The sequence below is a fragment of the Streptomyces sp. NPDC005820 genome (assembly GCF_040630255.1).
Classification (GTDB): domain Bacteria; phylum Actinomycetota; class Actinomycetes; order Streptomycetales; family Streptomycetaceae; genus Streptomyces.
The window spans coordinates 46,048-69,808 of the sequence record NZ_JBEXXE010000016.1; the positions used below are offsets into that span (position 1 = coordinate 46,048).

At 72.4% G+C, this 23,761-nt stretch carries 24 protein-coding genes and 1 pseudogene; 13 read left to right on the plus strand and 12 right to left on the minus strand.

Going from position 1 to position 23,761, the window contains the following annotated elements; all coding sequences use genetic code 11:
• Window positions 1–30: 30 nt before the first annotated feature.
• Window positions 31–512 (plus strand): annotated as a pseudogene (locus ABZ464_RS20950) (AMP-binding protein); the annotation flags it as partial.
• A 37-nt stretch (window positions 513–549) separates the two neighbouring features.
• On the opposite strand, the gene ABZ464_RS20955 reads toward ABZ464_RS20950, so the two are convergent.
• The 6 genes from ABZ464_RS20955 to ABZ464_RS20980 form a co-directional block, all read right to left on the minus strand.
• Window positions 550–801: a hypothetical protein gene (locus ABZ464_RS20955; protein ID WP_359279108.1), complete on the minus strand. Its 252-nt coding sequence runs from the start codon at window positions 799–801 to the stop codon at window positions 550–552.
• Window positions 798–1,250 carry a DUF1622 domain-containing protein gene (locus ABZ464_RS20960; RefSeq protein ID WP_359279110.1) on the minus strand — a complete coding sequence of 151 codons (453 nt, stop codon included), beginning with the start codon at window positions 1,248–1,250 and terminating at the stop codon, window positions 798–800. Before ABZ464_RS20960 ends, ABZ464_RS20955 begins: the two co-directional genes overlap by 4 nt.
• Window positions 1,251–1,271: 21 nt before the next feature.
• Window positions 1,272–1,499, minus strand: coding sequence for a hexameric tyrosine-coordinated heme protein (locus ABZ464_RS20965; protein ID WP_359279112.1), 228 nt, complete (start codon window positions 1,497–1,499; stop codon window positions 1,272–1,274).
• Between the two features lie 62 nt (window positions 1,500–1,561).
• A complete protein-coding gene (locus ABZ464_RS20970; RefSeq protein ID WP_359279113.1) occupies window positions 1,562–2,596 on the minus strand; it encodes a DUF4331 family protein in 1,035 nt (344 codons plus the stop codon).
• Between the two features lie 79 nt (window positions 2,597–2,675).
• Window positions 2,676–3,080: a tautomerase family protein gene (locus tag ABZ464_RS20975; RefSeq protein WP_359279114.1), complete on the minus strand. Its 405-nt coding sequence runs from the start codon at window positions 3,078–3,080 to the stop codon at window positions 2,676–2,678.
• 337 nt (window positions 3,081–3,417) lie between these two features.
• Window positions 3,418–5,730, minus strand: a complete 2,313-nt coding sequence (locus ABZ464_RS20980; protein WP_359279115.1) for a LuxR C-terminal-related transcriptional regulator — start codon at window positions 5,728–5,730, stop codon at window positions 3,418–3,420.
• Between the two features lie 579 nt (window positions 5,731–6,309).
• On the opposite strand from ABZ464_RS20980, the gene ABZ464_RS20985 reads away from it, so the two are divergent.
• Window positions 6,310–7,230, plus strand: a complete 921-nt coding sequence (locus tag ABZ464_RS20985; RefSeq protein ID WP_359279116.1) for a LysR family transcriptional regulator — start codon at window positions 6,310–6,312, stop codon at window positions 7,228–7,230.
• Here ABZ464_RS20985 and ABZ464_RS20990 read toward each other — a convergent pair.
• From ABZ464_RS20990 to ABZ464_RS21005, 4 genes are all read right to left on the minus strand, one after another.
• A complete protein-coding gene (locus tag ABZ464_RS20990; RefSeq protein ID WP_359279117.1) occupies window positions 7,211–8,695 on the minus strand; it encodes an aldehyde dehydrogenase family protein in 1,485 nt (494 codons plus the stop codon). The genes ABZ464_RS20985 and ABZ464_RS20990 overlap by 20 nt on opposite strands.
• 18 nt (window positions 8,696–8,713) lie before the next feature.
• Window positions 8,714–9,625, minus strand: a complete 912-nt coding sequence (locus tag ABZ464_RS20995) for an SDR family NAD(P)-dependent oxidoreductase (protein ID WP_359279118.1) — start codon at window positions 9,623–9,625, stop codon at window positions 8,714–8,716.
• A 143-nt stretch (window positions 9,626–9,768) separates the two neighbouring features.
• Window positions 9,769–10,410, minus strand: a complete 642-nt coding sequence (locus ABZ464_RS21000; protein WP_359279119.1) for a response regulator transcription factor — start codon at window positions 10,408–10,410, stop codon at window positions 9,769–9,771.
• Complete coding sequence (locus tag ABZ464_RS21005) at window positions 10,404–12,056, minus strand: ATP-binding protein (RefSeq protein WP_359279120.1); 1,653 nt, start codon at window positions 12,054–12,056, stop codon at window positions 10,404–10,406. Before ABZ464_RS21005 ends, ABZ464_RS21000 begins: the two co-directional genes overlap by 7 nt.
• 190 nt (window positions 12,057–12,246) lie before the next feature.
• Between ABZ464_RS21005 and ABZ464_RS21010 the strand changes: the two genes are divergently transcribed.
• Complete coding sequence (locus ABZ464_RS21010) at window positions 12,247–13,884, plus strand: AMP-binding protein (RefSeq protein WP_359279121.1); 1,638 nt, start codon at window positions 12,247–12,249, stop codon at window positions 13,882–13,884.
• A gap of 15 nt (window positions 13,885–13,899) precedes the next feature.
• Here the strand turns inward: ABZ464_RS21010 and ABZ464_RS21015 are convergent, their stop codons facing one another.
• Together ABZ464_RS21015 and ABZ464_RS21020 are read right to left on the minus strand one after the other, a co-directional pair.
• Complete coding sequence (locus ABZ464_RS21015) at window positions 13,900–14,595, minus strand: GntR family transcriptional regulator (protein ID WP_359279122.1); 696 nt, start codon at window positions 14,593–14,595, stop codon at window positions 13,900–13,902.
• Between the two features lie 103 nt (window positions 14,596–14,698).
• A complete protein-coding gene (locus ABZ464_RS21020; RefSeq protein ID WP_359279123.1) occupies window positions 14,699–14,875 on the minus strand; it encodes a hypothetical protein in 177 nt (58 codons plus the stop codon).
• 307 nt (window positions 14,876–15,182) lie between these two features.
• Between ABZ464_RS21020 and ABZ464_RS21025 the strand changes: the two genes are divergently transcribed.
• The 10 genes from ABZ464_RS21025 (at window position 15,183) to ABZ464_RS21070 (ending at window position 23,715) form a co-directional block, all read left to right on the plus strand.
• Window positions 15,183–15,932, plus strand: a complete 750-nt coding sequence (locus ABZ464_RS21025; RefSeq protein ID WP_359279124.1) for a PIG-L deacetylase family protein — start codon at window positions 15,183–15,185, stop codon at window positions 15,930–15,932.
• Window positions 15,929–16,219, plus strand: coding sequence for a hypothetical protein (locus ABZ464_RS21030; RefSeq protein WP_359279125.1), 291 nt, complete (start codon window positions 15,929–15,931; stop codon window positions 16,217–16,219). Before ABZ464_RS21025 ends, ABZ464_RS21030 begins: the two co-directional genes overlap by 4 nt.
• A gap of 110 nt (window positions 16,220–16,329) precedes the next feature.
• Window positions 16,330–17,343, plus strand: coding sequence for a PDR/VanB family oxidoreductase (locus ABZ464_RS21035; protein WP_359279126.1), 1,014 nt, complete (start codon window positions 16,330–16,332; stop codon window positions 17,341–17,343).
• Between the two features lie 44 nt (window positions 17,344–17,387).
• Entirely contained in the window at window positions 17,388–18,416 is a 1,029-nt protein-coding gene (locus ABZ464_RS21040) for an aromatic ring-hydroxylating dioxygenase subunit alpha (RefSeq protein WP_359279127.1), read from the plus strand.
• Window positions 18,413–19,114 (plus strand): alpha/beta hydrolase family protein, encoded by a 702-nt coding sequence (locus ABZ464_RS21045; RefSeq protein WP_359279128.1) that lies wholly within the window; start codon window positions 18,413–18,415, stop codon window positions 19,112–19,114. Before ABZ464_RS21040 ends, ABZ464_RS21045 begins: the two co-directional genes overlap by 4 nt.
• A gap of 21 nt (window positions 19,115–19,135) precedes the next feature.
• Entirely contained in the window at window positions 19,136–19,417 is a 282-nt protein-coding gene (locus ABZ464_RS21050; RefSeq protein WP_359279129.1) for a muconolactone Delta-isomerase family protein, read from the plus strand.
• The gene (locus ABZ464_RS21055; protein ID WP_359279130.1) at window positions 19,414–19,770 is read left to right on the plus strand and encodes a protocatechuate 3,4-dioxygenase; all 357 of its coding nucleotides are present in this window, start codon (window positions 19,414–19,416) and stop codon (window positions 19,768–19,770) included. The genes ABZ464_RS21050 and ABZ464_RS21055 overlap by 4 nt, the downstream gene beginning before the upstream one ends.
• 1 nt (window position 19,771) lies before the next feature.
• A complete protein-coding gene (locus ABZ464_RS21060) occupies window positions 19,772–20,641 on the plus strand; it encodes a class III extradiol dioxygenase subunit beta (protein ID WP_359279234.1) in 870 nt (289 codons plus the stop codon).
• Window positions 20,642–20,908: 267 nt separating this feature from the next.
• Window positions 20,909–22,054 carry a glycosyltransferase 87 family protein gene (locus ABZ464_RS21065; protein WP_359279131.1) on the plus strand — a complete coding sequence of 382 codons (1,146 nt, stop codon included), beginning with the start codon at window positions 20,909–20,911 and terminating at the stop codon, window positions 22,052–22,054.
• A gap of 152 nt (window positions 22,055–22,206) precedes the next feature.
• A complete protein-coding gene (locus tag ABZ464_RS21070) occupies window positions 22,207–23,715 on the plus strand; it encodes an alpha/beta hydrolase (RefSeq protein WP_359279132.1) in 1,509 nt (502 codons plus the stop codon).
• Window positions 23,716–23,761 lie beyond the last annotated feature (46 nt).

The window sequence follows — 23,761 nt, forward strand, 5'->3', positions numbered from 1 at the left end:
GCACCCCGCCTCACCGACCGGGAGTCGGTCTGCCGCGCGGTGAACCTGTTCTGCATCACCGAGACGACGGACCACATCACCGAGCAGACCCTCACCCGACGTCCGGCGCTCGCGTCGACCCGCTCGGCCGGGCGTGCGCTGCCCGGCCGGCACCTGTACGTGACCGCCCCGGCCGGACGGCTGCTGCCGCCCGGCATGGCGGGTGAGATCTGCGTCGGCGGCCCCGGTGTCGCACTCGGCTGCCTCGGCCGGGAGGAGTTGCCCCCCACGGCGCTTCGTTCCCGACCCCTTCACCGGCGGCGCCATGTACCGCAGCGGCGACCTGGGACGCCTGCGCCCGGACGACCGCCTCGCACACCTCGGGCGGATCGACGGCCAGGTCAAGATCCGGCGGCTTCCGGATCGGGCCGGACGAGATCCGCGCGGTGCTGCTGGAGGACCCCGACGTACGGGCGGCGGCCGTCGTGGTCCGCCGCGACGACCCGGGCGACGCCACGACCGCCAGGATCGACACCTGTGTGAGGCCGGGAGGCTGCCCGCTGCGCTGCCTCATGGATGTCGCGCATCCAGGGCGCGCAGCCCCGCGTTGACCAGCATCCTGACGGCAACGGTCGCCGCGGCGGTGGTCAGCGACATCCACGACGGAGCCGCGGCCAGCCGGATCAGGCCCGCCGCCAGGAGGAAGTCGGTCAGCAGAGCGACCGTGGGCTGGACCCGGCGCAGGCGGAGGGCGGCGCAGCCGGCGGAGAGCAACCCCAGCAGTGTCACCAGCAGGGCCACCTGGTGCAGCACCGTCGTCATGACGGGACCGCCGGACTCATCGCGGGCTCCCCGCCGGGCACCCGCTCGACCTCCTCGCGCTCCTTCTCGATCTCCTTGCCCAGGAAATAGTTCAGGACGGTACGGATAGCCGCGATCGCCGCCAGCTGCCCGATCTCCGTGAACGTCGGGGCGATGGCCGTGCGCAGGATGTCCCCGGCCAACTGGAACTCAAGTCCCAGCGTGAGAAACCGCCCCAGGGAGAGCCGTATCCGGTTGAACTCCCAACGCGGCTCCCGCGCACCGCCCTTGTCGGCCCGTCCCCATGGCACCGCACCCCTCAGGAGCTGCACGAACGCCCAGAGCGCGCCGACGAAAATGACCAGCGCACCGGCGAACTCCACCAGGTGCACCATCGTGTCGACGACGTTCTTCAGCGTCGACTCCGGGAGCAGATCCGCATGCAGGAAAGCACTGCCACCGTCTCGCATCGCAACCACCACACCAGTCGGTCAGCGCCAGTAGTCGTTGGCGGCCGCGATGGTGGCGAACTCGACCGCCACCACATGTCCGACGGCGATCAGTGAGTCGGGGTTCTCGGCGTACACCGGGCGCAGCCTGCCGCGCACCTCGTCGTCCGGCTGCGTCGCCTTGATCACCAGACGGGCCATCTTCAGAGCCAGCTCCCGGCCTTCCTCAGGCGAGGCCGTGATCAGGCTGTTGTTCGGTACAAGTGCCATGTGATTGCTCCGTACTTGTGCGGCGGGCCGTCGGATGACTCGACGGCGTGGGCTGTGGTCGGTCAGGCGACTGGTGCGACGTAGGGGAAGGCGCCGGTCGGGCGGGCGGTGACACAGTCCTTGGTCAGGCCGATGTCGAAGGGGGTGTTGGTGGCGAGGCTGAACATCACGTCGACGACGTTGTCGGTGAGGGTGCGGCCGTTGCATCCGGCGAAGCCGTACCCGGCGGGGCTGCCGACGCGGTAGGGCAGTACGTCGGGGAAGAGGAAGGCGGTCACCGTCTCCCCGTAGGCGCGCGCGTCGTCCGCGGTGTCGTAGGCGGCCACGACGTCGGCGATCCGGCCGGCGATCAGGTCGGTGTACAGCTCGCGGTCCTGGTCGGGCCGGGTGGTGTTGTAGCGGTCGCCGAGGTCCGGGTCGTGCTGGCTGAAGATCGGGTGGAACATCGGGTGGCCGGCGCGCTGGATCTGCCGCCAGCCTCCGGCGTCGGTGGCCAGGATGCTCACCGCCCAGGTGCCCAGGGCCAAAGCGCCGCCGGTGTGCCGGAGCAGTTCCTCGTCGGAGACCTCGAGGACGAGGGAGTGGACGGTCTGTCCGGCGAACACGTTGGTGGCCTTGCTCCGGTCCCAGCCGGACAGGTCCACGCGCTCGCCGTGGCCGAACGCCTCGCCGACGGCGACCAGGACGTCGTGGTCGATCCAGAACGGGTCGCCGGCCCGCCCGGCCCAGATCCGCTCTCCCGCGCTTCCGGCGGTCTCCTCGCCGGTGACGCCGGTGGCGACCTCGGTGCCGGTGGCGGTGTCGTCGCGGGACTGGTCGCCGGTCAGCCGGTGCAGGGTCCAGCGCTGCCCGCCGTCCGGGCCGGGTTCGCCGAAGGTGAAGCGGTAGGCGAGGTCCTGGCGGGCGTCGGCGTCGGTGTCGATCCGGAACTCGTAGCGGCCCTCGTGGTGGAAGCCCTGCGGGGCCTCGGGGCCGGTGATGGAGTTGTTGACGTTCAGGACGAACACGGTGCCGCGCTCGCCGCGGAAGACGTAGAAGTCGGTGATGTCGAGCCGGACGTCCTGGCGGGCGGCGGGCGAGTCGAGGTGGTGCGACATGCGGGTTCCTTCGCTGGTGAGGCCCGGACCGGAGCGCCCGGGCTGCTGATGGAGGGCCGGATCCCGGGGGTGGTCGGGGTCAGTGGCCGGGGATGCGGAGGTCGCCCTCGACGTACTGGGCGCGGCCGTCGGCGAACGACCAGTCCTCGGGACCGTTTTCGAAGTAGCTGATGAACAGGTCCTTGCCGTCCACGCCCGCGGCGGCGAGCCGTTCGGCGAGCCTCTGGTACAGGTCCTGCTTGACCTCGGTGGAACGGCCGCGCTGGGTGAAGATGTGGACGATGACGGTGCCGGGTGTACGCCGGAAGCCGAGTCCGGCGTCCAGGGCGATGATCTCGTCGGGGTCGTGCTGGGTGATGATCTGGAACCGGTCGCGCTCGGGGATGTGCAGCACGTCGATGAGGGACTGCTGGACGGCGTCGGCGACAGCGCGGACGGACTCGGGGTCGCGGCCGCGGATCATGTCGATGCGGGCCATGGGCATGGCGGAACTCCTGTTCGGTGCAACCGAGGGGTCAGGGCTGTCGGGGCAGCCGGATGCCCTGGTCGGCGGTGCTTGGCGGCGGCTGTCAGTGGTGTGCCGCGGAGGCCGTCCCAGCCGCCGCAGTGTCTGCCCTGTCCGGCCCGATGCAGGGGCGAGAGCCCGGGATGCCGTGAGGGCGTGCGGGGAACATGTGGGGGCCTTCCGGTCGGGCTGCGGGCGCGGGGATCCTGCTGACAGCGGGTCCGTCACGCGAGGACACGGCGCTGGTGAAGCGCCATGTCACAAGCCTCGACCGGGGGCGGCCCCCAGGTCGTGAGTAGTTCTGCGCAATGAGTACCTACTTCGCGGCCCACCAGGCGGCGATCTGGGCACGGGAGGAGAAGCCGAGTTTGGTCAGGATGCGGTTGACGTGGTTGTCGACGGTACGGGGGGACAGCACCAGTTCGGCGGCGATCCTGCGGTTGGTCATGCCCCGGGCGACGAGTGCGGCGACCTCCTCCTCCCGGCGGGTCAGCCCGCTCGTGGCAGCCGGCGAGGCGGCCGACCCGGTGCCGGTGTCGCCCGTGCCGGTGTCGAGCGCGTAGGCGATGACCTGGTCGGCGCCGGCGATCGCGGCGCCGGCCGCCAGTGCCTGTTCGTGGCCGGCGGGGCCCAGGGCGTTCCGGACCTGGGCCGTGCACCGGTCGTGGTCCTCCTCGTGGTGCGGGTTGCCCGCGGCGACGGTGATACCGACGGCCTCTCGCAGCGCCCGGGCCGCGCCCAGCAACCGGCCGGCCCGTTCATGGTCACCTGTCGATGCGGTGATCCAGGCGAGCTGCTCGGCCATGCGCGCCACGCCGATGGTGTCGCTGAAGCCCTGCAGTGTGGCGAGCGCGGACAGGGTGCGTTCCTTGGCCTCGGTCTGCTCGCCCAGCCCCCAGGCGCGTCGGCCGAGCACCATCAGCAGACGTGCGCGGGTCCACCGCTCCCCGTGCCTCTCGGTGTCGGCCAGCGCCTGCGCGCTGGTCCCGGGCGCGCGCGGGTCTCCGCACAGGGTCTGGGCGATGGCGAGCCCGCAGCGCCAGCCGACCTCGCCGAACCGGTCGCCGAGCGCGGAATGCGCGGCCACCGCCTGCTCGAAGTGGGTGACGGCGTCCTCCGTACGCCCCTCGCGCAGCGCCAGTGCACCGCGGTGCCCCCGTGCGTGCGCGCCGGCCACGGCGTCCCCGAGCCGTGCGGTGAGCTCCTCGGCCTCCTCCAGAAACCGGCGCGCCGCCCCGAGGTCGGCCTGGGTGTACGCGACATGGGTGGCGACCAGCAGTGCGCGCGCCCGGGCCGCGGTGGGCTCCGGCGCCGCGGCCAGGGCCCGTTCCAGATACCGCCGCCCCTCGCTGAGGCACCCGCCCGCGATCCAGTGGAAGACCAGCGCGGCGGGCAGCGCCAGCGCGGCCTGCCGGTCCTCACCCTGCTCCGGCCGGGGGCCGCCGTCCGGACCGGGCTCCGCCGCCTCCCGGTACTCCAGGGCCGCCATCAGATTGCCGTGGTCCGCGTGCAGCCGGGCCAGGGTCTCCGCCTGTCCGGGGCCGAACCAGTCCTGGTGACAGCGCTCGGCGAGGGCGAGGAAGAAGTCGCGGTGACGTCGCCGGACCTCCTGGACCTCGCCGCGGTCCGTCAGGTGTTCCCACCCGTACTGACGGATCGTCTCCAGCAAGCGGTAGCGGGGCCGCCGATCGGTGCCGGCGTGCTCGACCAGGGACTGGGCCACCAGCCGGTCCAACACGTCCAGCACCTCGTCCGCCCCGAGGCCCTCGCCCGAGCCGACGCCCTCGGCCGCCTCGAGGGTGAAGCTGCCGGCGAACACCGACAGCCGGCTCCACAGCAGCCGCTCCGCGGGGGTGCACAGCTCCCAGCTCCAGTCGATCGCGGCGCGCAGTGTGCGCTGGTGCGGCCTGGCGGCGCGACTGCCGGCCGTCAGCAACGCGAAGCGGTCCGCCAACCGTTCGATGGCCGGCTCCACCGCCAAGGTGCGCAGTCGGGAGGCGGCCAGCTCGATCGCCAGCGGCAGCCCGTCCAGGTCGGCGCACAACCGGTGCACCGCCTCCCGGTTCTCCTCCGTGAGCCGGAAACCCGGCCGTACGGCGGCCGCCCGCTGCACCAGCAGCTCGACCGCCTCCTCCGGGACCATCGGCGCGACGGCGACGACATGCTCCCCCGTCACCTGCAACGTCTCCCGGCTCGTGGCCAGGATCAGCACCTCGGGGGCGGCGGCCAGCAGGCTCTGCGCCAGCTGCGCGCATGCCTCGACCTGGTGCTCGCAGTTGTCCAGGACCATGAGCAGCCGCCGCCCCGACACATGCGCCGCCAGCAGCTCCGGCACCGGCCGGGTGCCCTGATCCACCACCCCCAGCGTCACCGCCGCCGCCTCCGCCACCACCGCCGGGTCACGCACGGGGGCCAGATCCACCAGCCACACCCCACCCGGGAACGCCCGGGCCGACGCCGCGGCCGCCTCCAGCGCCAGCCGCGTCTTGCCCACCCCGCCGGCACCGGTCAAGGTCACCAGTCGCGCACTGCCGAGAAGACGGCGCACCTCGGCCATCTCGCGCTGCCGTCCCACGAAACTGGTGAAGGCAGCAGGCAGACCACCCACCACACCCATCACGCTGGTCACGTCCGCCCCATCCATCCCGTATCTCTCACGCGGCAACCGCCTGCACCGGGGACTCCGCAGTCGCTCCGCCGGCACGCGTCGACCATGGATCAAGTCTTGGAGCTACCAGCGGGTACACCAAAAGAGGCCCTTCGCCCCGAGCTGCCCGCAACGCCCACCAAGACCCACCCGCGGCGACTGCGGCGAGGCGCTGTCGGATCCTGTGAGAACTCTGTCACAGCCGCCGTACGGGTCCCTCATCCGGACCAACCACCCCACCGCTCCGCACGACGCGTTCCCGGTGATCCGGCGGACCCGGGCGGCCGACCGGTCGTCGACCGGCTCGCCGCCTTCCTGACCCGGCGCGACGCGCTGCTCGTCCTCGACAACCGCGAGCACCTCGTCGTCGCGTGCGCCGAGCCGGCCCATGCTCTGCTGTCGGCCTCGCCCGGCCTGCGCATCCCGGCGACGAGCCGCGGGGCGCCACACGAGCATCGAGACGGCCGACCGAACCTCGCCTCGGCCTGCTCCACCAACGCCAGGTGGCCAGCACAGATACGTCTCGTACAGCAAGAGGCATGGCCTGATATCTCTAGGCGTATGGAGCGCCCCGAACTCCCCCTGCAGCAGGTGCACGCCTTCGTCGTGCTCGCCGAAGAACTCCACTTCGGCCACGCGGCCGCCCGCCTGGGCATCGCCCAGCCACCGCTGAGCCAGCAGATCCGCCGTCTGGAAGACAGAGTCGGCCACGCCCTGTTCCACCGTGAGCCGGGACGCGTCACGCTCACCCCGGCGGGCCGGGAACTCCTGCCCGCCGCGCGGCGGGTGCTCGCCGATCTCGCGGACGGCCTGGCCGCGGCCCGGGCCGTCGGCAGCGGCCGGGCCGGGCGCCTGCGGATCGGCTTCGCCGCCTCCCTCGCGCTGACCGTTCTACCCGGCCTGCTGCGCACCTTCCGGGATCGGTACCCCGGCGTGCGCCTGGACATCCGCGAGATGACGAGCGCGCCGCAGATCGCCGCCCTGCACGACAGGACCATCGACATCGGCCTGCTGCGCGAACCCCCCACCGACGAGACGGAGCTCGGCTTCCGGACGGTCCTCAGCGAGCCGTTCGTGGCCGTGCTGCCGCCCAACCATCCGCTGGCCGCCCAACGGACCGTGCAGCTTGCGCAGTTGGCGGACTCCCCCTTCGTGCTGCTGCCCCGCGCGGCCGGCCCGCAGTTCCACGACCAGATCATCGGGCTGTGCACCGCGGCGGGATTCACCCCGCGGATCACACAGCACGCGGTGGAGTGGCAGACCGTGTGCGCCCTGGTGGAGACCGGTCTGGGCGTCTCCCTGGCTCCGGCGAGCATCCGGCGCATCCGTCTCAAAGGCGTCGCCTTCCGCAGGATCACGCCGGACACCGCCCGCACGCGCGTCGCCGTCGCCTGGCGCAGGAACGACCGGAACCCCCTGGTCGACCATCTGCTGACGACGGTCAGCCAAGACCCTCCGAAGCTCAGCCGCCGGGCACCGTGACGGTGTGCGCCTCGGTGAAGGCCAGCAGACCGTCGGGTCCCATCTCGCGGCCGATGCCGCTCTGCCGGAAACCGCCGAACGGGGCCCGGTCGTCACACGCGACCGCGTTGGCGTGGTTGATCCAGGTGGTGCCGGTGCGCAGCCGCTCCGCGAGGGCGGACGCACGGACGGGGTCGGCGCTCCAGACGGAGGAACACAGCCCCGACCAGTCGCCGTTGACGTGGTCCAGTACGGAGTCGAGGTCGTCGTAGGGCAGGATCGGCAGGGCGGGGCCGAACTGTTCCTCGGTGACGATCCGCAGCCGCGGGTCGGGGTCGAGGACAAGCGTCGGACGCAGGAAGTGGCCACCGGAGGAGGCGACAGCGGCGTCCAGCGTGCCCAGTTCGCGGATCTCGGCCCCGGCATCGGCCGCCTCGGCCAGCAGGGCGAGCACCTTCTCCCGCTGGGCCGCGCTGTTGAGCGGGCCCAGGGTGGAGGCGGGGTCGGCGCCCGGGCCCACCCGGTGGACGTCGAGTGCGGCGGACAGCTTGCCGACGAGTTCCTCGTAGCGCGAGCGGTGGACGTACACCCGCTTGACCGCCATGCACACCTGACCGCTCGTCAGAAATGCGCCCTGGGCCAGACGGCCGATGTGATCCTCGGTCAGATCGGCGTCGTCCAGGACGATCGCGGGATCGTTGCCGCCGAGTTCCAGGGTCACCGCGGCCAGGTTCTGCGCGGCGGCGGCCATGACGGTCCGGCCGGCGGCGGTGCTGCCGGTGAACACGATCTTCCGTACCCGTGGATCGGTGAGCACCGGGGCGACCGCGTCGTTGTCGCCGGTGACGACGTTCAGCACACCGGCCGGCAGTCCTGCGGCGAAGAGCTCCAGGGTGCGCACCATCGCCAGCGGCACGGTGGGCGGGGGCTTGACGACGGCGGTGTTCCCGGCGAGCAGCGCGTACGGCAGGCTCGCTCCGAGGATCGCGATCGGCCAGTTGAACGGCACGATGACCGTGACCACGCCGATGGGCAGCCGGTGGACGCGTGAGGTCAGCGGCGGGCCGTCGAGGTGCCGTACCCGGTCCAGGGTGTCGACCAGGCCGAGCGCCGCCCGTGTGCGGGCGACGAAGACCCCCATCTCCACCTGGCTCTCGAAGGAGATCTTGCCGTTCTCGCGGGTCATCAGGGCCGCCCGCTCCGCCGCACTGTCGTCGAGCAGGCCGAGCGCCTCCTCGATGATCTCCGCGCGCCGCCGGGCGGACAGGGCGGCCCAGCCGGGGAAGGCCGCGTCGGCGGCGGCGACCGCCGCGCGGGCCTGCTCCCGGGTCGCCGCGGCGGCGTACCCGACGATCCGGTCCGGGGCGGCGGGATCGTGTACGGCGGTGTGGGCATCGGTCTCGACGGTTTTGCCGTCGATGAGCAGGCCGGTCCGCACGGGGTCGGGCGGGAGTCTGTCGGGGCTGGTGCCCGTCTCTGGGGGCATGCGGCTCTCCTGGGCGTGTCAGATGTTTCCGATGGCTTCGAGGTCGAGCGGTGTGGGCCTGAACTCCTGCAACCGCTCCCCGTACGCGCCGGCGAACAGCTCGCTCACCGTCTCGGTGGTCCAGCCTCCCGGGCGCAGCCGCTCCGCGACCTCGCCGGGGTGCGTCCACAGGGCGATCCGGTCTCCTCCGGCGGCGATCGCCTGACCGGTCACGCCGGCCGACTCCTTCGACGCCAGATACACGATCAGCGGAGCGACGTCGTCCGCCGAGCCCAGCCCCTGGCGGCGGGCTCCCCCGGGGATCGGCTCCCCCGCGTCCACCTTCGCCACGAGGTCGCCGACGCGCGGCATCGTCGCGACCATCCGGGTCAGCGCGGTGGGTACGACGGCGTTGACGGTGACGTCGGTCTTCGCGAGTTCGAGAGCCCAGGTGCGGGTCATCGCGACGATCGCGCCCTTGGCCGCGGAGTAGGCGGTCTGGCCGAAGCTGGCGCGCTGCCCCGCGGGAGAGCCCACGAGGATGAGCCGGCCGCCGTCGCCCTGCTCGCGGAAACGGGCCGCCGCGGCCCGGCCGCAGGTGAACGTTCCGCGCAGATGACTGGTGACGACGAGGTCGAAGTCGTCGTCGGTGGTGTTGCGCAGGGTCCGGTCCCGCAGCGCGCCGGCGTTGGTGATCATCACGTCGAGGCGGCCGAACTCGGCGACGGCGCGCGCGACCAGCGCGTCGGCGAACTCGGCGCCGCCGACCGCGCCGACGTGGGCGACGGCCGTGCCTCCCGCGGCGGTGATCGCGTCGGCGGTCTCCGCGGCCACGTCGGCGTCGAGGTCGTTCACGACGACCGCCGCACCGGCCGAGGCCAGCGCACGGGCGTAGGCCCGCCCGAGGCCGCGGCCCGCACCCGTGACGATGGCGACTCGGCCGTCGAGCATGTTGTCCTCCTGAGCAGGGGGTCGGTAGGGCGATGCCCCGAGCGTAGGGACGCTCCCGGCCCCGAAGGATCTGCCCGATGACGGCTTCGACGGCCGTCCTGTGTCCCGGGGGGACCAGGACATGTGTCGCGGTCGCCGGGCGCTCAGTCGCGCGGTGGTGCCAGTCCCTGGCGTACGGCGAACAGCGCCGCCTGGGTCCGTGAGGTGAGCCGGAGCTTGCGCAGCAGATTGCTCACATGCGTGCGGGCCGTACGCTCGCTGATCACCAGCTGGTCCGCGATCTGCTGGTTGGACCGCCCCTCGGCCACGAGGACGAGGACATCGCGCTCGCGGCCGGTGAGCGATCCCAGTCCGGTGGGCGGCGAGACGATCTCCTGGGTGAGGCCCCGGGCGACCGCGGGGTCGAGGAAGACCTCGCCGCGGGCCGCCGCGCGGATCGCGGAGACCACCTCGCCGGCCTCCGCGTCCTTGAGCAGATAGCCGGCGGCTCCCTGGGCGAGGGCGGCATGGACGCGCTCCATCTCGCCGAAGCTGGTGAGCACCACGACCCGTACTCCCGGGTGGCGTTCCCTGATCAGCCCGATCGCGGTGACCCCGTCCATCCTGGGCATGAGCAGGTCGATCAGCACCACGTCCGGCAGTTCGCCGTGGACCGCCATCGCGTCCAGCCGGGCGAGGGCCTCCTGCCCGTCGGCCGCCTCCGCGGCCGCCTCCATGTCGTCGAGGACTTCCAGGTAGGCGCGGATGCCCCGGCGTACGACGGCGTGGTCGTCCACGATCAGCACCCGCGTCGGCCGGGCCTGACCGCCGTTCGGACCGGGACCGTCAGCGGGGTGTTCGAGGAGCCGTCCGGGTCCGCGCGGGACGGGTCCGGCACCTGGACGGGCAGGGGTACGACCACGCGCACGGTCGTCCCCCCGCCCGCGCGCGACCTGATCCTCATGGTGCCACCCCATCGTTCCGCCCTCTCCCTCATGGTCGTCAGTCCGTAGCCCTCCGTGCCTCCTCCCGCGCCGACGCCCCGGTCGCCCTCCGGGGGAACCGGGCGCCCGCTCGGGTCCCGCACTCCGCGGCCGTTGTCCGAGACGCTCGCGGTCAGGGCGTGGCCGTGGACACCGAGGCGGACGGCGGCGGAGTCGGCCTCCGCGTGCTTCACGACGTTGTGCAGGGCCTCCGCGACGATCCGGAAGGCGTCCTCGGCGAGCTCGGGGTCGATCGTGTCCAGCCCTGGCCCGAACCGGAGCCGGAAGTCCAGGCCGGTGCGGTTCTCGGTGCTCCTGACGAGCGTGCGCACCGTCTCCTCCAGCCCGAGGCCGGCGGTGGAGGACGGGCGCAGCTCGTGCACCATCGCCCGCAGGTCGGCGAGGACGGTCCGGGAGAGCGTGCCGATCTCCTCCGCGAAGTGCTGGACGGCCTCGGCGGGCACCGGGGCGCCACGCGTTCCGAGGACGCCCACGGCGTTGGCCTGCATGCCGATCGAGAACACCTGCTGGACGATCGAGTCGTGCAGATCCCGGGCGAGGCGCTGGCGTTCGTCCTGGCGGGCTCCGTCGCGCTCGCGCTGCAGGAGCGTGGCGTAGTCGACGGCGAGGGCGGCCTGTTCGGCCATGGCCGCGAGGAACTCCAGGGTGCGGGTCCCGACCTCCTGGCCCGGCGCGAAGTAGGCGTTCAGCACGCCTTCGGCGCGGCCGCGCACCGTCAGCGGCATGCTGACGAAGGAGTCCCAGGTCAGTTCGCCGAGGTAGTCGTGGAGTGGTTCCCAGGCCGGGTCCTCGCGGATCTGGGCCCACCGGTGGGGCACGACGATCGGTCTGCGTTCCTTCAGGGTGTCGAGCATGCACAGCCGGGCGCCACGGTCGCGGCACTCCAGCAGGCGGTCGAGGAAGGAGTCCCAGCGCCGGAGCCCCGCGGAGCCCATCAGCCGCAGTTCCCGGCCCGTGCTGTCCAGGATCAGGATCTGTACTCCGGCCAGCCCGTCGGTCCGCACGATCTGCCGGGCGACGGCGTCCAGGGTCGAGCCCAGTGATCCCTCGGAGGCCAGGGTGACCGAGGTCCGGGCGATGGCCGCGAGCCTGCGGTGGCGGTGCCCCTCGTCGGTCACGTCGCGGAACGACACGGCCTTCAGGCTCGGGTCGGCCGGCAGGCTACGGGCCCGATAGGCGAACTGGCGCCGCGCTCCGGAACCGGTCACCCAGTGGGCCACCTGTTCGTCCGGTGCGTCCTCCAGCAGACCGGGGCAGGAGGTGGGCCTCCCCGTGAGGACGAACGGCGCGGGGGCACCGATCAGGTCGGTCTCCCGGCGCTCGCCGCACAGCGCGACCGCCGCGGGGTTGAGCTGGACGAAGCGGCCGGCGCAGTCCACCACGGCGAGGCCGTCCGTCGTCGCGGCCACGACGTCCCGCCACTCGACGGGCGCTGCACCACCGGACACGAGCTGTCTCCTCATCAGCCGACGCGAGCATCGTAGCCCGGCGCCCTGACCCCCGTACTACGTCATTTGACCTGTTCATCGCCCGGTCGAAGCGCCGAGCGGGTTCCGTCATTGCTCGCGTTCCCCCGCGGCCGGCGTCTGCCTAGCCTGGGCCGCGTGTCCGAGCCCCGAGGACGAGGAGGTCTGAAGGATGGACGTGTCCATCGGCACGATCTGGGAAGCGGTCTGTCGCGCCCTGCCCGATGCCGTCGCCATCACCGAGCCCGGCCGTGAGCTGACCTACCGCGCGTTCGACGAGCGCGCGTCACGGCTGGCCGCCGCGCTGGAGAGCGCCGGGGTGCGGGCGGGCGACACCGTGGCCTGCTACCTCTACAACGGCGCCGCCTACCTGGAGACGGTCTTTGCCGCGTTCAAGCTCGGGGCCGTACCCGCGAACGCCAACTACCGCTACACCGGTGAGGAGCTGACCGAGCTGCTCGCCGACGCCGACGCGGCGGCGCTCGTCTTCAGCGGCGCCCTCGCCGACCGCGTCACGCACGCCGCCGCACACGTACGGACGCTGAAGACGCTCGTGCGCGCCGGGCACCCGCCCGCCGACGGTCCGCCCGGCCCCGACGTACCGGAGCTGGAGGCCGTGCTGGCGGCGCACGCGCCGCGCGAGCCGCGTCCCCGCCCCGGAACGGACCGCCTCTTCATGTACACGGGCGGCACCACCGGAAAACCCAAGGGCGTCGTCTGGCAGCTGTCCGACCTGCTGCACTCGCTCACCGTGCCCGTCTTCCGCCCGCTCGGGGTCGCCGGGCTGCCCACCACGCTCGACGAGGCCGTCGCCGTCGCGGTCGCCGCCCACCACGACCGGCGGGCGCCGACCACGATGCCGGTCGTCCCCCTCATGCACGCCACCGGTCTGTTCAACACCATGGGCGCCCTCATGGTGGGCGGCCGGGCGGTCACCACGCGGCAGGGCGGGTTGGCCCCCGAGCATGTGTGGCACACGGTCGCCGAGCAGTCCGTCGACACGGTCATCGTCGCGGGCAACGCCGTCTGCCGGCCGCTCGTCGACGAACTCGTACGCGCCGAGCGGGCCGGTGCGGCACACGATCTGGGCTCCCTGCGCAGACTCATCAGCTCCGGCACCGCGCTCGACGACCGGCTGAAGAAGGCGCTGCACGAGCGGGCGAACGTCACGGTCATCGACGCCATCGCCTCCAGCGAGGGCGGACCGTTCGCCTTCGCGATCACCTCGTCGGCGAGCGACCTCCCCGCCCGTTTCCATCCGGTGCCCGCCACCAAGGTGGTCGGCGACGGCGACCGCTTCGTCGAGCCCGGCAGCGAGGAGACGGGGATCCTCGCCTACTGCGGGCCCATGCCTCTCGGCTACTACAAGGACACCGAGAAGAGCGCCCGGACGTTCCGCACCATCGACGGGGTCCGGTACGCCGTCCCCGGCGACCTCGCCCGGATCGAGGCCGACGGTGCGATCAGGTTCCTCGGGCGTGGCTCCGGTGTGATCAACACCGGCGGGGAGAAGGTGCATCCGCAGGAGGTGGAGAGCGTGCTGCTGACGCACCCCGAGGTGACGGACTGCGTCGTCGTCGGAGTGCCCGACGAGACGTGGGGCGAGCGGGTGGCAGCCGTCGTCGCGGTCACCCCGGCGGCCACCGCCACCGGCGAGGAACTGCGCGACTGGGTCCGGCGGAGCCTCGCCGGCTACAAGGTCCCGCGGTCCGTCGTCGTGACGGAAGCCCTGCCCCGTACGCCGACGGGCAAGCTCGAGATCGCCTGGGCCAGGAGGACGGCCCAGGAGGGTGATCCGGCGGAAGAGTGACGCCCGGCCCGGGTCTCACCCCGTGCGTGACGCTCGCACGGGGCCGCCCTCTTCCCCCATGGCCCGCAGCGCCTCCACCACACTGGCGACATGGGCCCGCATGGCGGCCTCGGCCTCGCGCGGATCACCGGCGGCGATCGCCTCGATGATCCGCTGGTGCTGAGGCAGCGACGCACGGGGCCGGCCCGGCACCCGCGCGAGCATGAACCGATGCCGGACCACCTGGGCCCGCAGCTGTTCGATGAGCCGGTTGGCGGTCTCGTGACCGGCGATGTCGCGTACGCGGCCGTGCAGGCGGGCGTTGAGGTCGCTGTACGCCGTCAGCTCGCCGTCGGCGACCGCCTTCGCCATGTCCGCGCCGATCCCGCGCAACACCTCGGCCTGCGCCGGAGTGACCCGCTCCGCGGCGCGGGCCGCGATCAGCCCTTCCAGGACCATCCGGGCCTCCGTGATCTGGACGGCTTCGGCGAGGGTGACCTCCCGCACGCGGGCGCCCCGGTTGCGCTGGATCTCCACCAGCCCCTCCGCCGCCAGTTGTTGGAACGCCACCCGTACGCCGCCGCGGCGGACGCCGAACTGTTCGCAGAGGTCCGACTCGACCAGGCGCTGACGCGGCGCGTACTCGCCACGCAGCAGGGCGTCCCGGATCGCAGCGGTGACGTCGATTCCGGCAGGCGTACCGAGGCCGCGGGGAGAGTTGGGAGTGCTCATCGTGCGTGGTCACCATCCACCGTGAGTCCATGGGGGGGAAGGCCGGCCCGTTCGGAGCCGGGGGTGCCGTTCTCCCGTGTCACGGCCGGGGATCGGCGAGGGGTCAGTCCTGGTGGACGACGCCGAGTTCGAGGAGTCGGGCGCGCAGTCCGTACTGGTCGACGCCCGGCGTCCCGGAACGCGGCACCTCCCGCGTGGTGGCTTCCACCGACCCCGGGGACGCAGCAGTCGCCGGCAGTTCGCCGAACGTGCCGTCCGTGGACGGCGAGCCGACCGTCACCGCCGGGCCGGGTATCCGCGCGTTCTCCTCCGGGCTGCTCCAGGAATGATGCCAGGAGGCTGCTTGAAGTCAACACTATTGTCAACAACAACTTTGGCGTTATGGTGACCCCGGCGTGGCCGCTCCACCGCGACCCGCCCTCTTCGTGCCAACTCCCTGCCAGTGCAGCGGAATTCGTCGGCACCCACCCTCACCCACGGCATCGCCTTCGCAGTCGGACCCCGGCCGAACGAGAGCGCCGACGTCCCGCGCCACGGCCGATCGGCCGGCCGACACACCCCCGTCCTCTCCGACCCCTGGAGTCCAGATGACCCCCACCCCGTCCCACCCCTCCGACGGCGCCCTGCTGGTGATCAGCGCGCACGCGGGCGACTTCGTCTGGCGGGCCGGCGGCGCCATCGCGCTGGCCGCCGCACGCGGTCAGCGTGCCAAGGTGCTGTGCCTGAGCTTCGGCGAGCGCGGCGAGTCCGCCCGTGCCTGGCGGGACGGCCTCCGCCTCGAGGAGATCAAGGAACTCCGCCGTACGGAGGCCACCGACGCCGCCGCCGCGCTGGGCGCGGAGATCGAGTTCCTGGACGCCGGGGACTACCCCCTGCTGGAGACACCGCAGTTGGTGGACCGCGTCGTGCACGTGTACCGGGAGGTGAACCCTGCGGTGGTCCTCACCCACACCCTCGCCGACCCGTACAACGGCGACCACCCCGCCGCCGCCCGCATGGCCCTCCAGGCACGGGTGCTCGCCCAGGCGGTCGGGTACGACGCGCCGGGCGAACCACTGGGCGCTCCCCCGGTGTTCTTCTTCGAGCCGCACCAGCCCGAACAGTGCGACTTCAAGCCGAACCTCCTGCTCGACATCACGCCCGTCTTCGACAGGAAGCGCAAGGCCATGGAGTGCCTGGCGGCCCAGCAGCACATGTGGGACTACTACACCGACCTCGCCAGGCGCCGCGGCGTCCAGCTGAAGCGGAACGCCGGTCCCAACCTGGGGCTCTCGCACGCGACCATGGGCGAGGCGTACGTACGGCTCTACCCCGAGACGACGGGGGTGCTGGCATGACCGCGGCCACGCACATCTGGGCGCCCTTCCGCGACACGTCCCTGTTCGTGGAGTTCCTGGGGTCCGTGGAGTCCGGGGAGTCCGGGGACTCCGCGGAAGGGGAACTGCTCGCCGGCGCCGTGCCGTCGGAGGCCGTCACACGGGACGACCGTTACGGCGAACCCCTGTGGCGCGTCGACGCCGAGCATCTGCACGCCGTGGTGGAGGCCCTGTGGAGCACGGACCACCCGCTGCACATCCACCTCGACCAGGCCCCGATCGCGACGGATGACGTAGACGGGCCGTGACCTTCCGCCGTCCGGGTCCGGTCATTAGCGCGACGACCTGCGCGTTCCCCCGCGACTAGCGTCGATCGTGCCACCGCACCACCATCGACCGTGCCGAGGAGACGACGCAGATGACGAGCCCGTCGACCACCGCCCCGGACGCGGTCCCGACCGCTTCGGCGCCACGCGACGCCGCGTACGACGGCACCGTCACCGTCCTGTCCCGGCAGACGGCGGCGGACGGCGTCGTGTCCCTGGTCCTAGCACCGCGGGACGGTGTACCGCTGCCGCTCTGGCAGCCGGGCGCCCACATCGACCTGGTCCTCCCGACGGGCACCGTCCGGCAGTACTCACTGTGCGGCCCGACGGCCGTCACCGACTGCTGGCGCGTCGCGGTGCTGCGGGAACCCGACAGCCGTGGCGGCTCCCGGTGGATCCACGACAACGTCCGCGCGGGAAGCGAGCTTCGGGTGCGAGGCCCGCGCAACACCTTCCCGCTGCGGCCGTCCGCGCGGTACGTGTTCATCGGCGGCGGCATCGGCATCACCCCGCTGCTGCCGATGATCGCCGAGGCGGAGGCGGCCGGCGCCGAGTGGTCCCTGCTCTACGGGGGCCGGACCCGGGCGTCGATGGCGTTCCTGCCCGAACTCGAGGCCTACGGGGAGCGCGTGACCGTACGGCCGCAGGACGAGTACGGACTGCTCGACCTCGCCGGACACCTCGGCGAACCCGATCCCTCGGCGCTGGTGTACTGCTGCGGCCCGGCCGGGCTGCTCGACGCGGTCGAGGCCCACTGCGCCGACCGGCCCGCGGGATCGCTCCACGTGGAGCGGTTCACGGCGGCACCCGGCCGGCCCGCCCTCGACGGTGCGGGCGACGAGCCGTTCGAGGTGGAGCTGCGCTCGTCCGGGGTGACGCTCACCGTGCCGCCCGGACGGTCGCTGCTCAAGACCGTGGAAGCGGCGGGCGTGCCGGTCCTGTCCTCCTGCGAGGAAGGCATCTGCGGCTCCTGCGAGACCGCCGTCCTGGCCGGTGAGATCGACCACCGGGACTCCCTGCTCACCGACGACGAGCGGGCCGCCGGCGACACCATGCTGATCTGTGTCTCCCGCGCCCGCGGCGGCCGCCTGGTGCTCGACCTCTGAGTCCTCGGTCCCGAACAGACCCTGAAGAGAAAGGAGTTGCCGTCGTGCCCTCCTCACATGTGCGCAACGGCTGGTACCTGGGAGCCTGGTCCGACGAGATCGGCCGGACGCTCATGCGGCGGTGGATCACCGACGTCCCGGTCTGCTTCTACCGGCTGCCCGACGGAACCGTCACCGCCGTCGAGGACCGCTGCCCCCACCGCAAGTACCCGCTGTCCCTCGGCCACCTGGACGACGACGGCACCCTCCAGTGCGACTACCACGGCTACCGCTTCGACGGGCGGGGCGTGTGCGTCGGCGTCGCCGAGCAGGCCGACCGGCCCAAGGCCGCCCTGCGCCGCTTCCCCCTGGTGGAGCGGGACGGTGTCGTCTGGATCTGGACCGGCGACGCCGACCTGGCCGACGCGGGCCTGCTGCCCGACACCTCCTGGCTGACGGACCCGCGGTGGACCCACGTCCACGGCGTCGTACCGCTGAAGGCACGCCACCTGCTGCTCGTGGAGAACCTGCTCGACCTCACCCACGAGACGTTCCTCCACCCGACCAGCATCGGCAACGCGGCCGTCGCCGCGACCCCGATCGACGTCACCGTGGACGGCGACCGGGTCGGCTTCAGCCGGCGCATGACCGGCATCGAGGCCCCGCCCTTCTACGAGAAGTCGTGCGGGCTCACCTCCCCGGTGGACCGCTGGCAGGACGGCGAGTTCCACCCGCCCGGCATCTTCGTCCTCCACATCCGCGTCGCCGCCACCGGCACCGAGGAACCGGAGGGCTTCCACATGAAGGTGCTGTACGGCATGACGCCGGGGTACGGCAACGAGACGCACGACTTTTACGCCCTGGCCCGCGACTACCTCATCGACGACGAGGAGCTCACCGAGTTCCAGCACAAGCAGCAGCTGGCGGTGATGCAGGAGGACGTCGAGGCCCTGGAGGCACAGGAGTTGATGTACGCCACCGATCCGGGCGGCGCCGTCGAGTCCAGCATCCGCTCCGACCTGGCCGCCCTGCGCGGACGCCGCGCGCTGGCCAAGATGCTGGCCCGCGAACAGCGGGGAAGCGTGTCGGCATGAGTGTCTTCGTCCTCCTGCACGGGGCCTGGCACGGCGGCTGGGCGTGGCAGCGCGTGGCGCCGAGGCTGCGCGCCGCCGGACACGAGGTGCACACCCCCACGCTCACCGGGGTGAGCGACCGCGCCCATCTGCTCGGTCCGCACGTGGGCCTGACCACCCATGTCCAGGACGTCGTGGCCCTGGTCGAAGCCCACGATCTGCGGGACGTGGTGCTCGTCGGACACAGCTACGCCGGTCAGGTCGTCACCGGGGTCGCGGACCGCGTCCCGGAGCGGCTGGCCCGGCGGGTGCATCTCGACGCCTTCGTCGGCGACGACGGGGACGCGGCGATCGACCTGCTGCCCGCGACCGTCGCCGGCCACTATCGGGAGTCCGTGGCCGGGCCCGGCTTCGGCTGGCTCATCCCGGTGCGCTCACTCAGCGTTCTGGGCGTCGTGGACCAGACGGACCTGGACTGGCTCGGCCCGCGCCTCACCCCGCACCCCTGGCTGACCTACACCGAGCCGCTGCGGCTCACCGGCAGGGCGGAGCACGTGCCCGGCGCCTTCGTCGAATGCACCGACTGGATGCGGGTGTTCACCCCGCACGCGGAGCGGGCCGCCGCACGAGGCTGGGCCGTCCACGAGATCGCCACCGGACACGAGGCCATGGTCACCGCCCCCGGCGAACTGGCGGACCTGCTGCTGCAGCTGACCTGAGCGCCCTGAAAGGACACCCGCATGGAATTCCTGGTCCGCACCGAGAACACCCTGCCCCCCGACACCCCCGACCACGTCCGCGACAGCCTGCGCGAGGGCGAGCGCGCACGGGCGCGGGAGCTCCGCGAGGCCGGGATCCTCAAACGGCTGTGGCGGGTACCGGGCCGCAACGCGACCGTCGGCCTGTACGAGGCCGCCGACCCTGCGGCGCTGCACGACGCGCTGGTGTCCCTGCCGATGTGGAAGTGGATGGACATCACCGTGGAGGCCCTGGCCACGCATCCGCAGGAGAAGGCACCGTGACCGCCGGCGCACCCCGCATCACGGGCACCCATGTCTTCGGCACCGCCGACAATCGTCGGGGCCGGGCGCTGAACCGGCTCTGCGGATCCCTCAAGGACGCCGGCAACCGGGCGGAGTTCAGTGCCGACGAGGGCGCCTACTGCGCTGCGTACGGGCTGACGGCCGAGCAGCGGGAGGCGGTCCTGGGCCGCGACTGGACGCGGCTGCTGGAACTGGGCGGCTCGATCTTCTACGTCTTCAAACTCGCGGTGCTGGACCAGAAGTCGATGCAGTACCTCGGTGGTGTGTTCACCGGCATGACCACCGAGGAGTTCACGCAGGCGTTGAAGGCGGGAGGGCGGAGCTTTGGCTGAGGTGATCTGGGGTCTGGCCACCTCGCACGTGCCGTCGATCGGCGCGGCGATGGATCACGGGAAGACCGCGGACCCGTACTGGAAGCCGCTGTTCGACGGGTACGCGCCGGCCCGGGACTGGATGGCCCGGCACACTCCTGACGTCGCCGTGGTCGTCTACAACGACCATGCCAACGCCGTCGACCTGTCCGTCACGCCGACCTTCGCGATCGGGGCGGCGGCCGCGTACGAGGTGGCGGACGAAGGCTGGGGCAGCCGTCCGGTCCCGGCCGTCATCGGCGCCCCGGAGTTCTCCGACCACCTCGTCGAGTGCCTGGTCGACTCCTCCTTCGACATCACGGTGTTCCAGGACCTCGCGGTCGACCACGGTCTGACGGTGCCGCTGTCGGTGTACTGCCCGGATCCCGGGGCGAGTTGGCCGTGCGCGGTCGTCCCCGTGCTGGTCAACGTCATCCAGTACCCGCAGCCCACGGCCGCCCGCTGCCTGGCCCTGGGCCACGCGCTCGGTGCGGCGATCCGCTCCTATCCCGAGGACCTCAAGGTCGCCGTCTTCGGCACCGGCGGCATGTCCCACCAACTCGCGGGCGCCCGTGCGGGGTTGATCAACCAGGACTTCGACCGGATGTACCTCGACGCCATCGAGCACGACCCCGGGAAGCTGGCAGCGCTGACCCGTGAGGAGTACATCCGCGAGGCCGGCTCGGAGGGCATCGAGCTCATCATGTGGCTGATCATGCGCGGAGCCCTGGGCCCTCGGATCCGCAGGGTGTGCGACGCCTACCACGTCCCCGTGTCCAACACCGCCGCCGGAATGGTGCTGTTCGAGAACCTGAACACACCTGGCGTGGTGGAGCCCCCCAGCACTCGGTGAGTCTGCGGACGGTCTCCGCCATTCGGCCGAGGGGCGCGTGGATGCCGCTCCTGGAGGCGCACTTTCGGCCGAGGTGGAGCCGCCCGGCGCGACGGAAGGATCGAATCCCGGTCCCCAGTCCCCCGTCGCAGGAGTGTGCCGATGTCCCCGCAATCTCATGTCACGGCGGATACGGGGGCGGTCGGGCCCGCGCAACTCCTCCGCACGGCCCCTCGTACGGGGTCCGGTGTCGAGCCGTCGTACCCGTCGCGGCGACACCGCGCGACCGTGCGCGGGGACAGCCTTTACTGGCCGGCGTGCGCGGGTTTCGCGCTCGCCCTGGCAACGGTGACGACGCTCACCGCCCACCGGGTGTGGGGCGCGTGTGCGGCCGTCGGCTATGCGGTCGCGGCGGTGCTCACCCGGCGCACGCCCCACCACCGGCGCCGGGCCGCGGCGCTCGTCGCGGCCGTGGGGGCGGTGGTGCTTCCCCTGGCGGTGCTCATGGTGACAGGGGTGGCACAGGCCGAGGTCGGTGTGGTCCAGCACTCCGCCGAACTGCTGCTCGACACCGGCAGCCCCTACGCGCCGTACCCGCGCGCCGTCCACGACTTCAACCCGTACCTGCCGGGCATGGCGCTGCTCGGGACAGCGCACGTCGTGCTGGGCGACTTTCCGCTCGCGGACGCCCGGTTCTGGTTCGCCGCCGTGTTCTTCGTGTCGTTGCTCCTGGCCGCCCGGCATCCGAGGACGGGAACGAGGACGGCAGCGGGCGGCGGCGCCCTCACGAACGCCCTGCTCCTGATCGCCGGCTTTCCCGCGGTGGCCCTCCCGCTCGCCGTGGGCGGGGTCGATCTGCCGGTGATCGGGCTGATGTGCCTCGGGCTGTCGCTGGCCGGGCGCCGCCACGACTCCCGTACGACGTCCGGCCCGGTGGCCGGTCTGGTCATGGGCGCGGCGGCGGCTCTGAAGTGGACCGCCTGGCCACTGCTCCCGGTGGCACTGACCCTGCTCGCGGTCACGGCGGGCCGCCGGGCCGCGATGCGCGCCGCCTTCACGGCCCTGACCGTGGCGGTCCTCGCGATCGTGCCGTCGGCCCTGGTCGACCCGCACGCGTTCGTCGAGAACGTGGTGCTCTTCCCGCTCGGCGCGGGCGGCGTCGGCTCTCCGGCGACCAGTCCGTTGCCCGGATACCTGCTGGCCACGTATGTGCCCGGCGGGCGCGCCATCTCCGTCGCGGCTCTGCTTTTGAGCGCCGTCGGGGTGGGGGCGTCGCTGATCGTCCGTCCGCCGCGAACGGTCGTCGCCGCGGCGGACCGTCTGGCGATGGGGCTGGGGCTGGCCATGTGCCTGATGCCGGCCACGCGCTTCGGCTATCTCGTCTACCCGCTCCTGCTCATGGTGTGGTTCCGGCGTGCGCACCGGATGACGTGAACCTCCGGGCACTGCTCCATGCTCTGGCCGAATGACCGAGGCCCCCGGGGAGGCGCCGGTCGGGGTCATGGCCTTTCGGCCGAGGCGGGTGTGGGTGCGGCGCCCGGAGAGTGGAGCCCGACAAACGGTTCCCGTCTGAAGGACGTTCGCCCATGCGCACCGTACACAAGGCCGCACTCGCGGCGGCGGGCCTGCTCGCGACCCTCTCCGTCCCCTCCGCGCAGGGAGCGCAGACCACGCACCCTCCGGCGCTCGCCCGCTACTACGACCAGCACCCCGCCTGGCACCGCTGCGGATCCGCCGACCGCTACCCCGCCTCCTACCAGTGCGCCACCGTCCTCGTACCGCTCGACTACGCGCACCCCGACGGCCGCACCCTCTCCCTCAAGATCTCCCGGCTGCGGACCAGCGTCCCCGGCAAACGCCATGGCGTGCTGTTGTCCAACCCCGGTGGCCCCGGTGACCTCGCCCTGGACGACCCGGTCGCCCTGAAGGACAGCCTGGCGAAGAGCGTCCGGGACCGCTACGACCTCGTCGGCTTCGACCCGCGCGGACTCGGCGCCGGCAGCCCCCTGCGCTGCGGCCTCACCGACGACGAGGCGACCCCCGACCTGCACCCGTATCACGCCACCACGTTCTCCAAGGACACCGCCCGCGCCCGGAGCACGGCCGCCAAGTGCACCGCCCGGGAACGCACCCGGCTGCCCTACATCAGCACCCGCAACACGGCCCGGGACATGGACGTCATCCGAGCGGTCCTCGGCGAGAAGAGGATCTCCTACCTCGGCTGGTCCTACGGCACCTACCTCGGCGCCGTCTACACCCAGCTCTTCCCCGGCCGCAGTGACCGCATGGTGCTCGACAGCGCCGTCGACCCGAACCGTTTCGGACGCCATACGAACCTCGCCATGGCCACGGGAGCCGAACCCGCGTTCCGGGACTGGAGCCGCCTCGTCGCCGGCCGGAACCGTACCTACCACCTCGGCGACACCCCGGAGAAGGTCCGCGCCGCCTTCTGGCAGCAGATCGCCCGCGCCGACCGGGCGCCGATCCGCTACCAGGGAGGCGACGAGGTCCACCAGGGCGCCGCAGTGACCGGCGACGACATCCGTGACTGGCTGCGGGCGGACTTCTCCAACGCCCCCTACCAGGCCGCCCGCGCACTCGTCGACCTGCGCAGGTCCCCCACCACCCGCCCGGACCCCGAAACGAACGGCGGCAAGGCGGACGCCCTGGACGACAACGTCATCGCCCTGAACCTGGCCATCATGTGCGGCGACAACTCCGCCTCATGGCCGCGCGACCCGGCCCGCTACCGGCGGGACGCCGTCCGGAACAGCGCCCTGCACCCCCTCTACGGAGACTTCACCTCGAACATCACCCCCTGCGCCTTTTGGCCGAAGGGTTCCGAACCGGCCACCCACGTCGACAACACGGTCGGCGCCCTCGTGGTGCAGAACCAGTGGGACTCCCAGACCCCGCTGTCCGAGGGCCTCGCCATGCACCGTGCCCTGCGCGGCTCACGCCTGGTCGGCGTCCGCGGCGGCCGCGGCCACGTCATCTACGGCATGCCCGGCGCCCCCACCTGCGTCACCCGCACGGTCGACACCTACCTCACCACCGGCCGCCTCCCGGCCCACGACGTCACCTGCCGGGCGTAGGCAGGGATGGGGGACGGGGAAGACGAAACCGTCGAAGCCGCCGTGG

Excerpts from the sequence above, each read along its gene's own strand:
- ABZ464_RS20985 (WP_359279116.1), top strand. The coding sequence starts at position 6,310 with ATGGAGCGCCCCGAACTCCCCCTGCAGCAGGTGCACGCCTTCGTCGTG.
- ABZ464_RS20955 (WP_359279108.1), bottom strand. The coding sequence starts at position 801 with ATGACGACGGTGCTGCACCAGGTGGCCCTGCTGGTGACACTGCTGGGG.
- ABZ464_RS21010 (WP_359279121.1), top strand. The coding sequence starts at position 12,247 with ATGGACGTGTCCATCGGCACGATCTGGGAAGCGGTCTGTCGCGCCCTG.
- ABZ464_RS21045 (WP_359279128.1), top strand. The coding sequence starts at position 18,413 with ATGAGTGTCTTCGTCCTCCTGCACGGGGCCTGGCACGGCGGCTGGGCG.
- ABZ464_RS20965 (WP_359279112.1), bottom strand. The coding sequence starts at position 1,499 with ATGGCACTTGTACCGAACAACAGCCTGATCACGGCCTCGCCTGAGGAA.
- ABZ464_RS20990 (WP_359279117.1), bottom strand. The coding sequence starts at position 8,695 with ATGCCCCCAGAGACGGGCACCAGCCCCGACAGACTCCCGCCCGACCCC.
- ABZ464_RS20995 (WP_359279118.1), bottom strand. The coding sequence starts at position 9,625 with ATGCTCGACGGCCGAGTCGCCATCGTCACGGGTGCGGGCCGCGGCCTC.
- ABZ464_RS21030 (WP_359279125.1), top strand. The coding sequence starts at position 15,929 with ATGACCGCGGCCACGCACATCTGGGCGCCCTTCCGCGACACGTCCCTG.
- ABZ464_RS21050 (WP_359279129.1), top strand. The coding sequence starts at position 19,136 with ATGGAATTCCTGGTCCGCACCGAGAACACCCTGCCCCCCGACACCCCC.
- ABZ464_RS21035 (WP_359279126.1), top strand. The coding sequence starts at position 16,330 with ATGACGAGCCCGTCGACCACCGCCCCGGACGCGGTCCCGACCGCTTCG.
- ABZ464_RS21070 (WP_359279132.1), top strand. The coding sequence starts at position 22,207 with ATGCGCACCGTACACAAGGCCGCACTCGCGGCGGCGGGCCTGCTCGCG.
- ABZ464_RS20970 (WP_359279113.1), bottom strand. The coding sequence starts at position 2,596 with ATGTCGCACCACCTCGACTCGCCCGCCGCCCGCCAGGACGTCCGGCTC.
- ABZ464_RS21025 (WP_359279124.1), top strand. The coding sequence starts at position 15,183 with ATGACCCCCACCCCGTCCCACCCCTCCGACGGCGCCCTGCTGGTGATC.
- ABZ464_RS20960 (WP_359279110.1), bottom strand. The coding sequence starts at position 1,250 with ATGCGAGACGGTGGCAGTGCTTTCCTGCATGCGGATCTGCTCCCGGAG.
- ABZ464_RS21015 (WP_359279122.1), bottom strand. The coding sequence starts at position 14,595 with ATGAGCACTCCCAACTCTCCCCGCGGCCTCGGTACGCCTGCCGGAATC.
- ABZ464_RS20975 (WP_359279114.1), bottom strand. The coding sequence starts at position 3,080 with ATGCCCATGGCCCGCATCGACATGATCCGCGGCCGCGACCCCGAGTCC.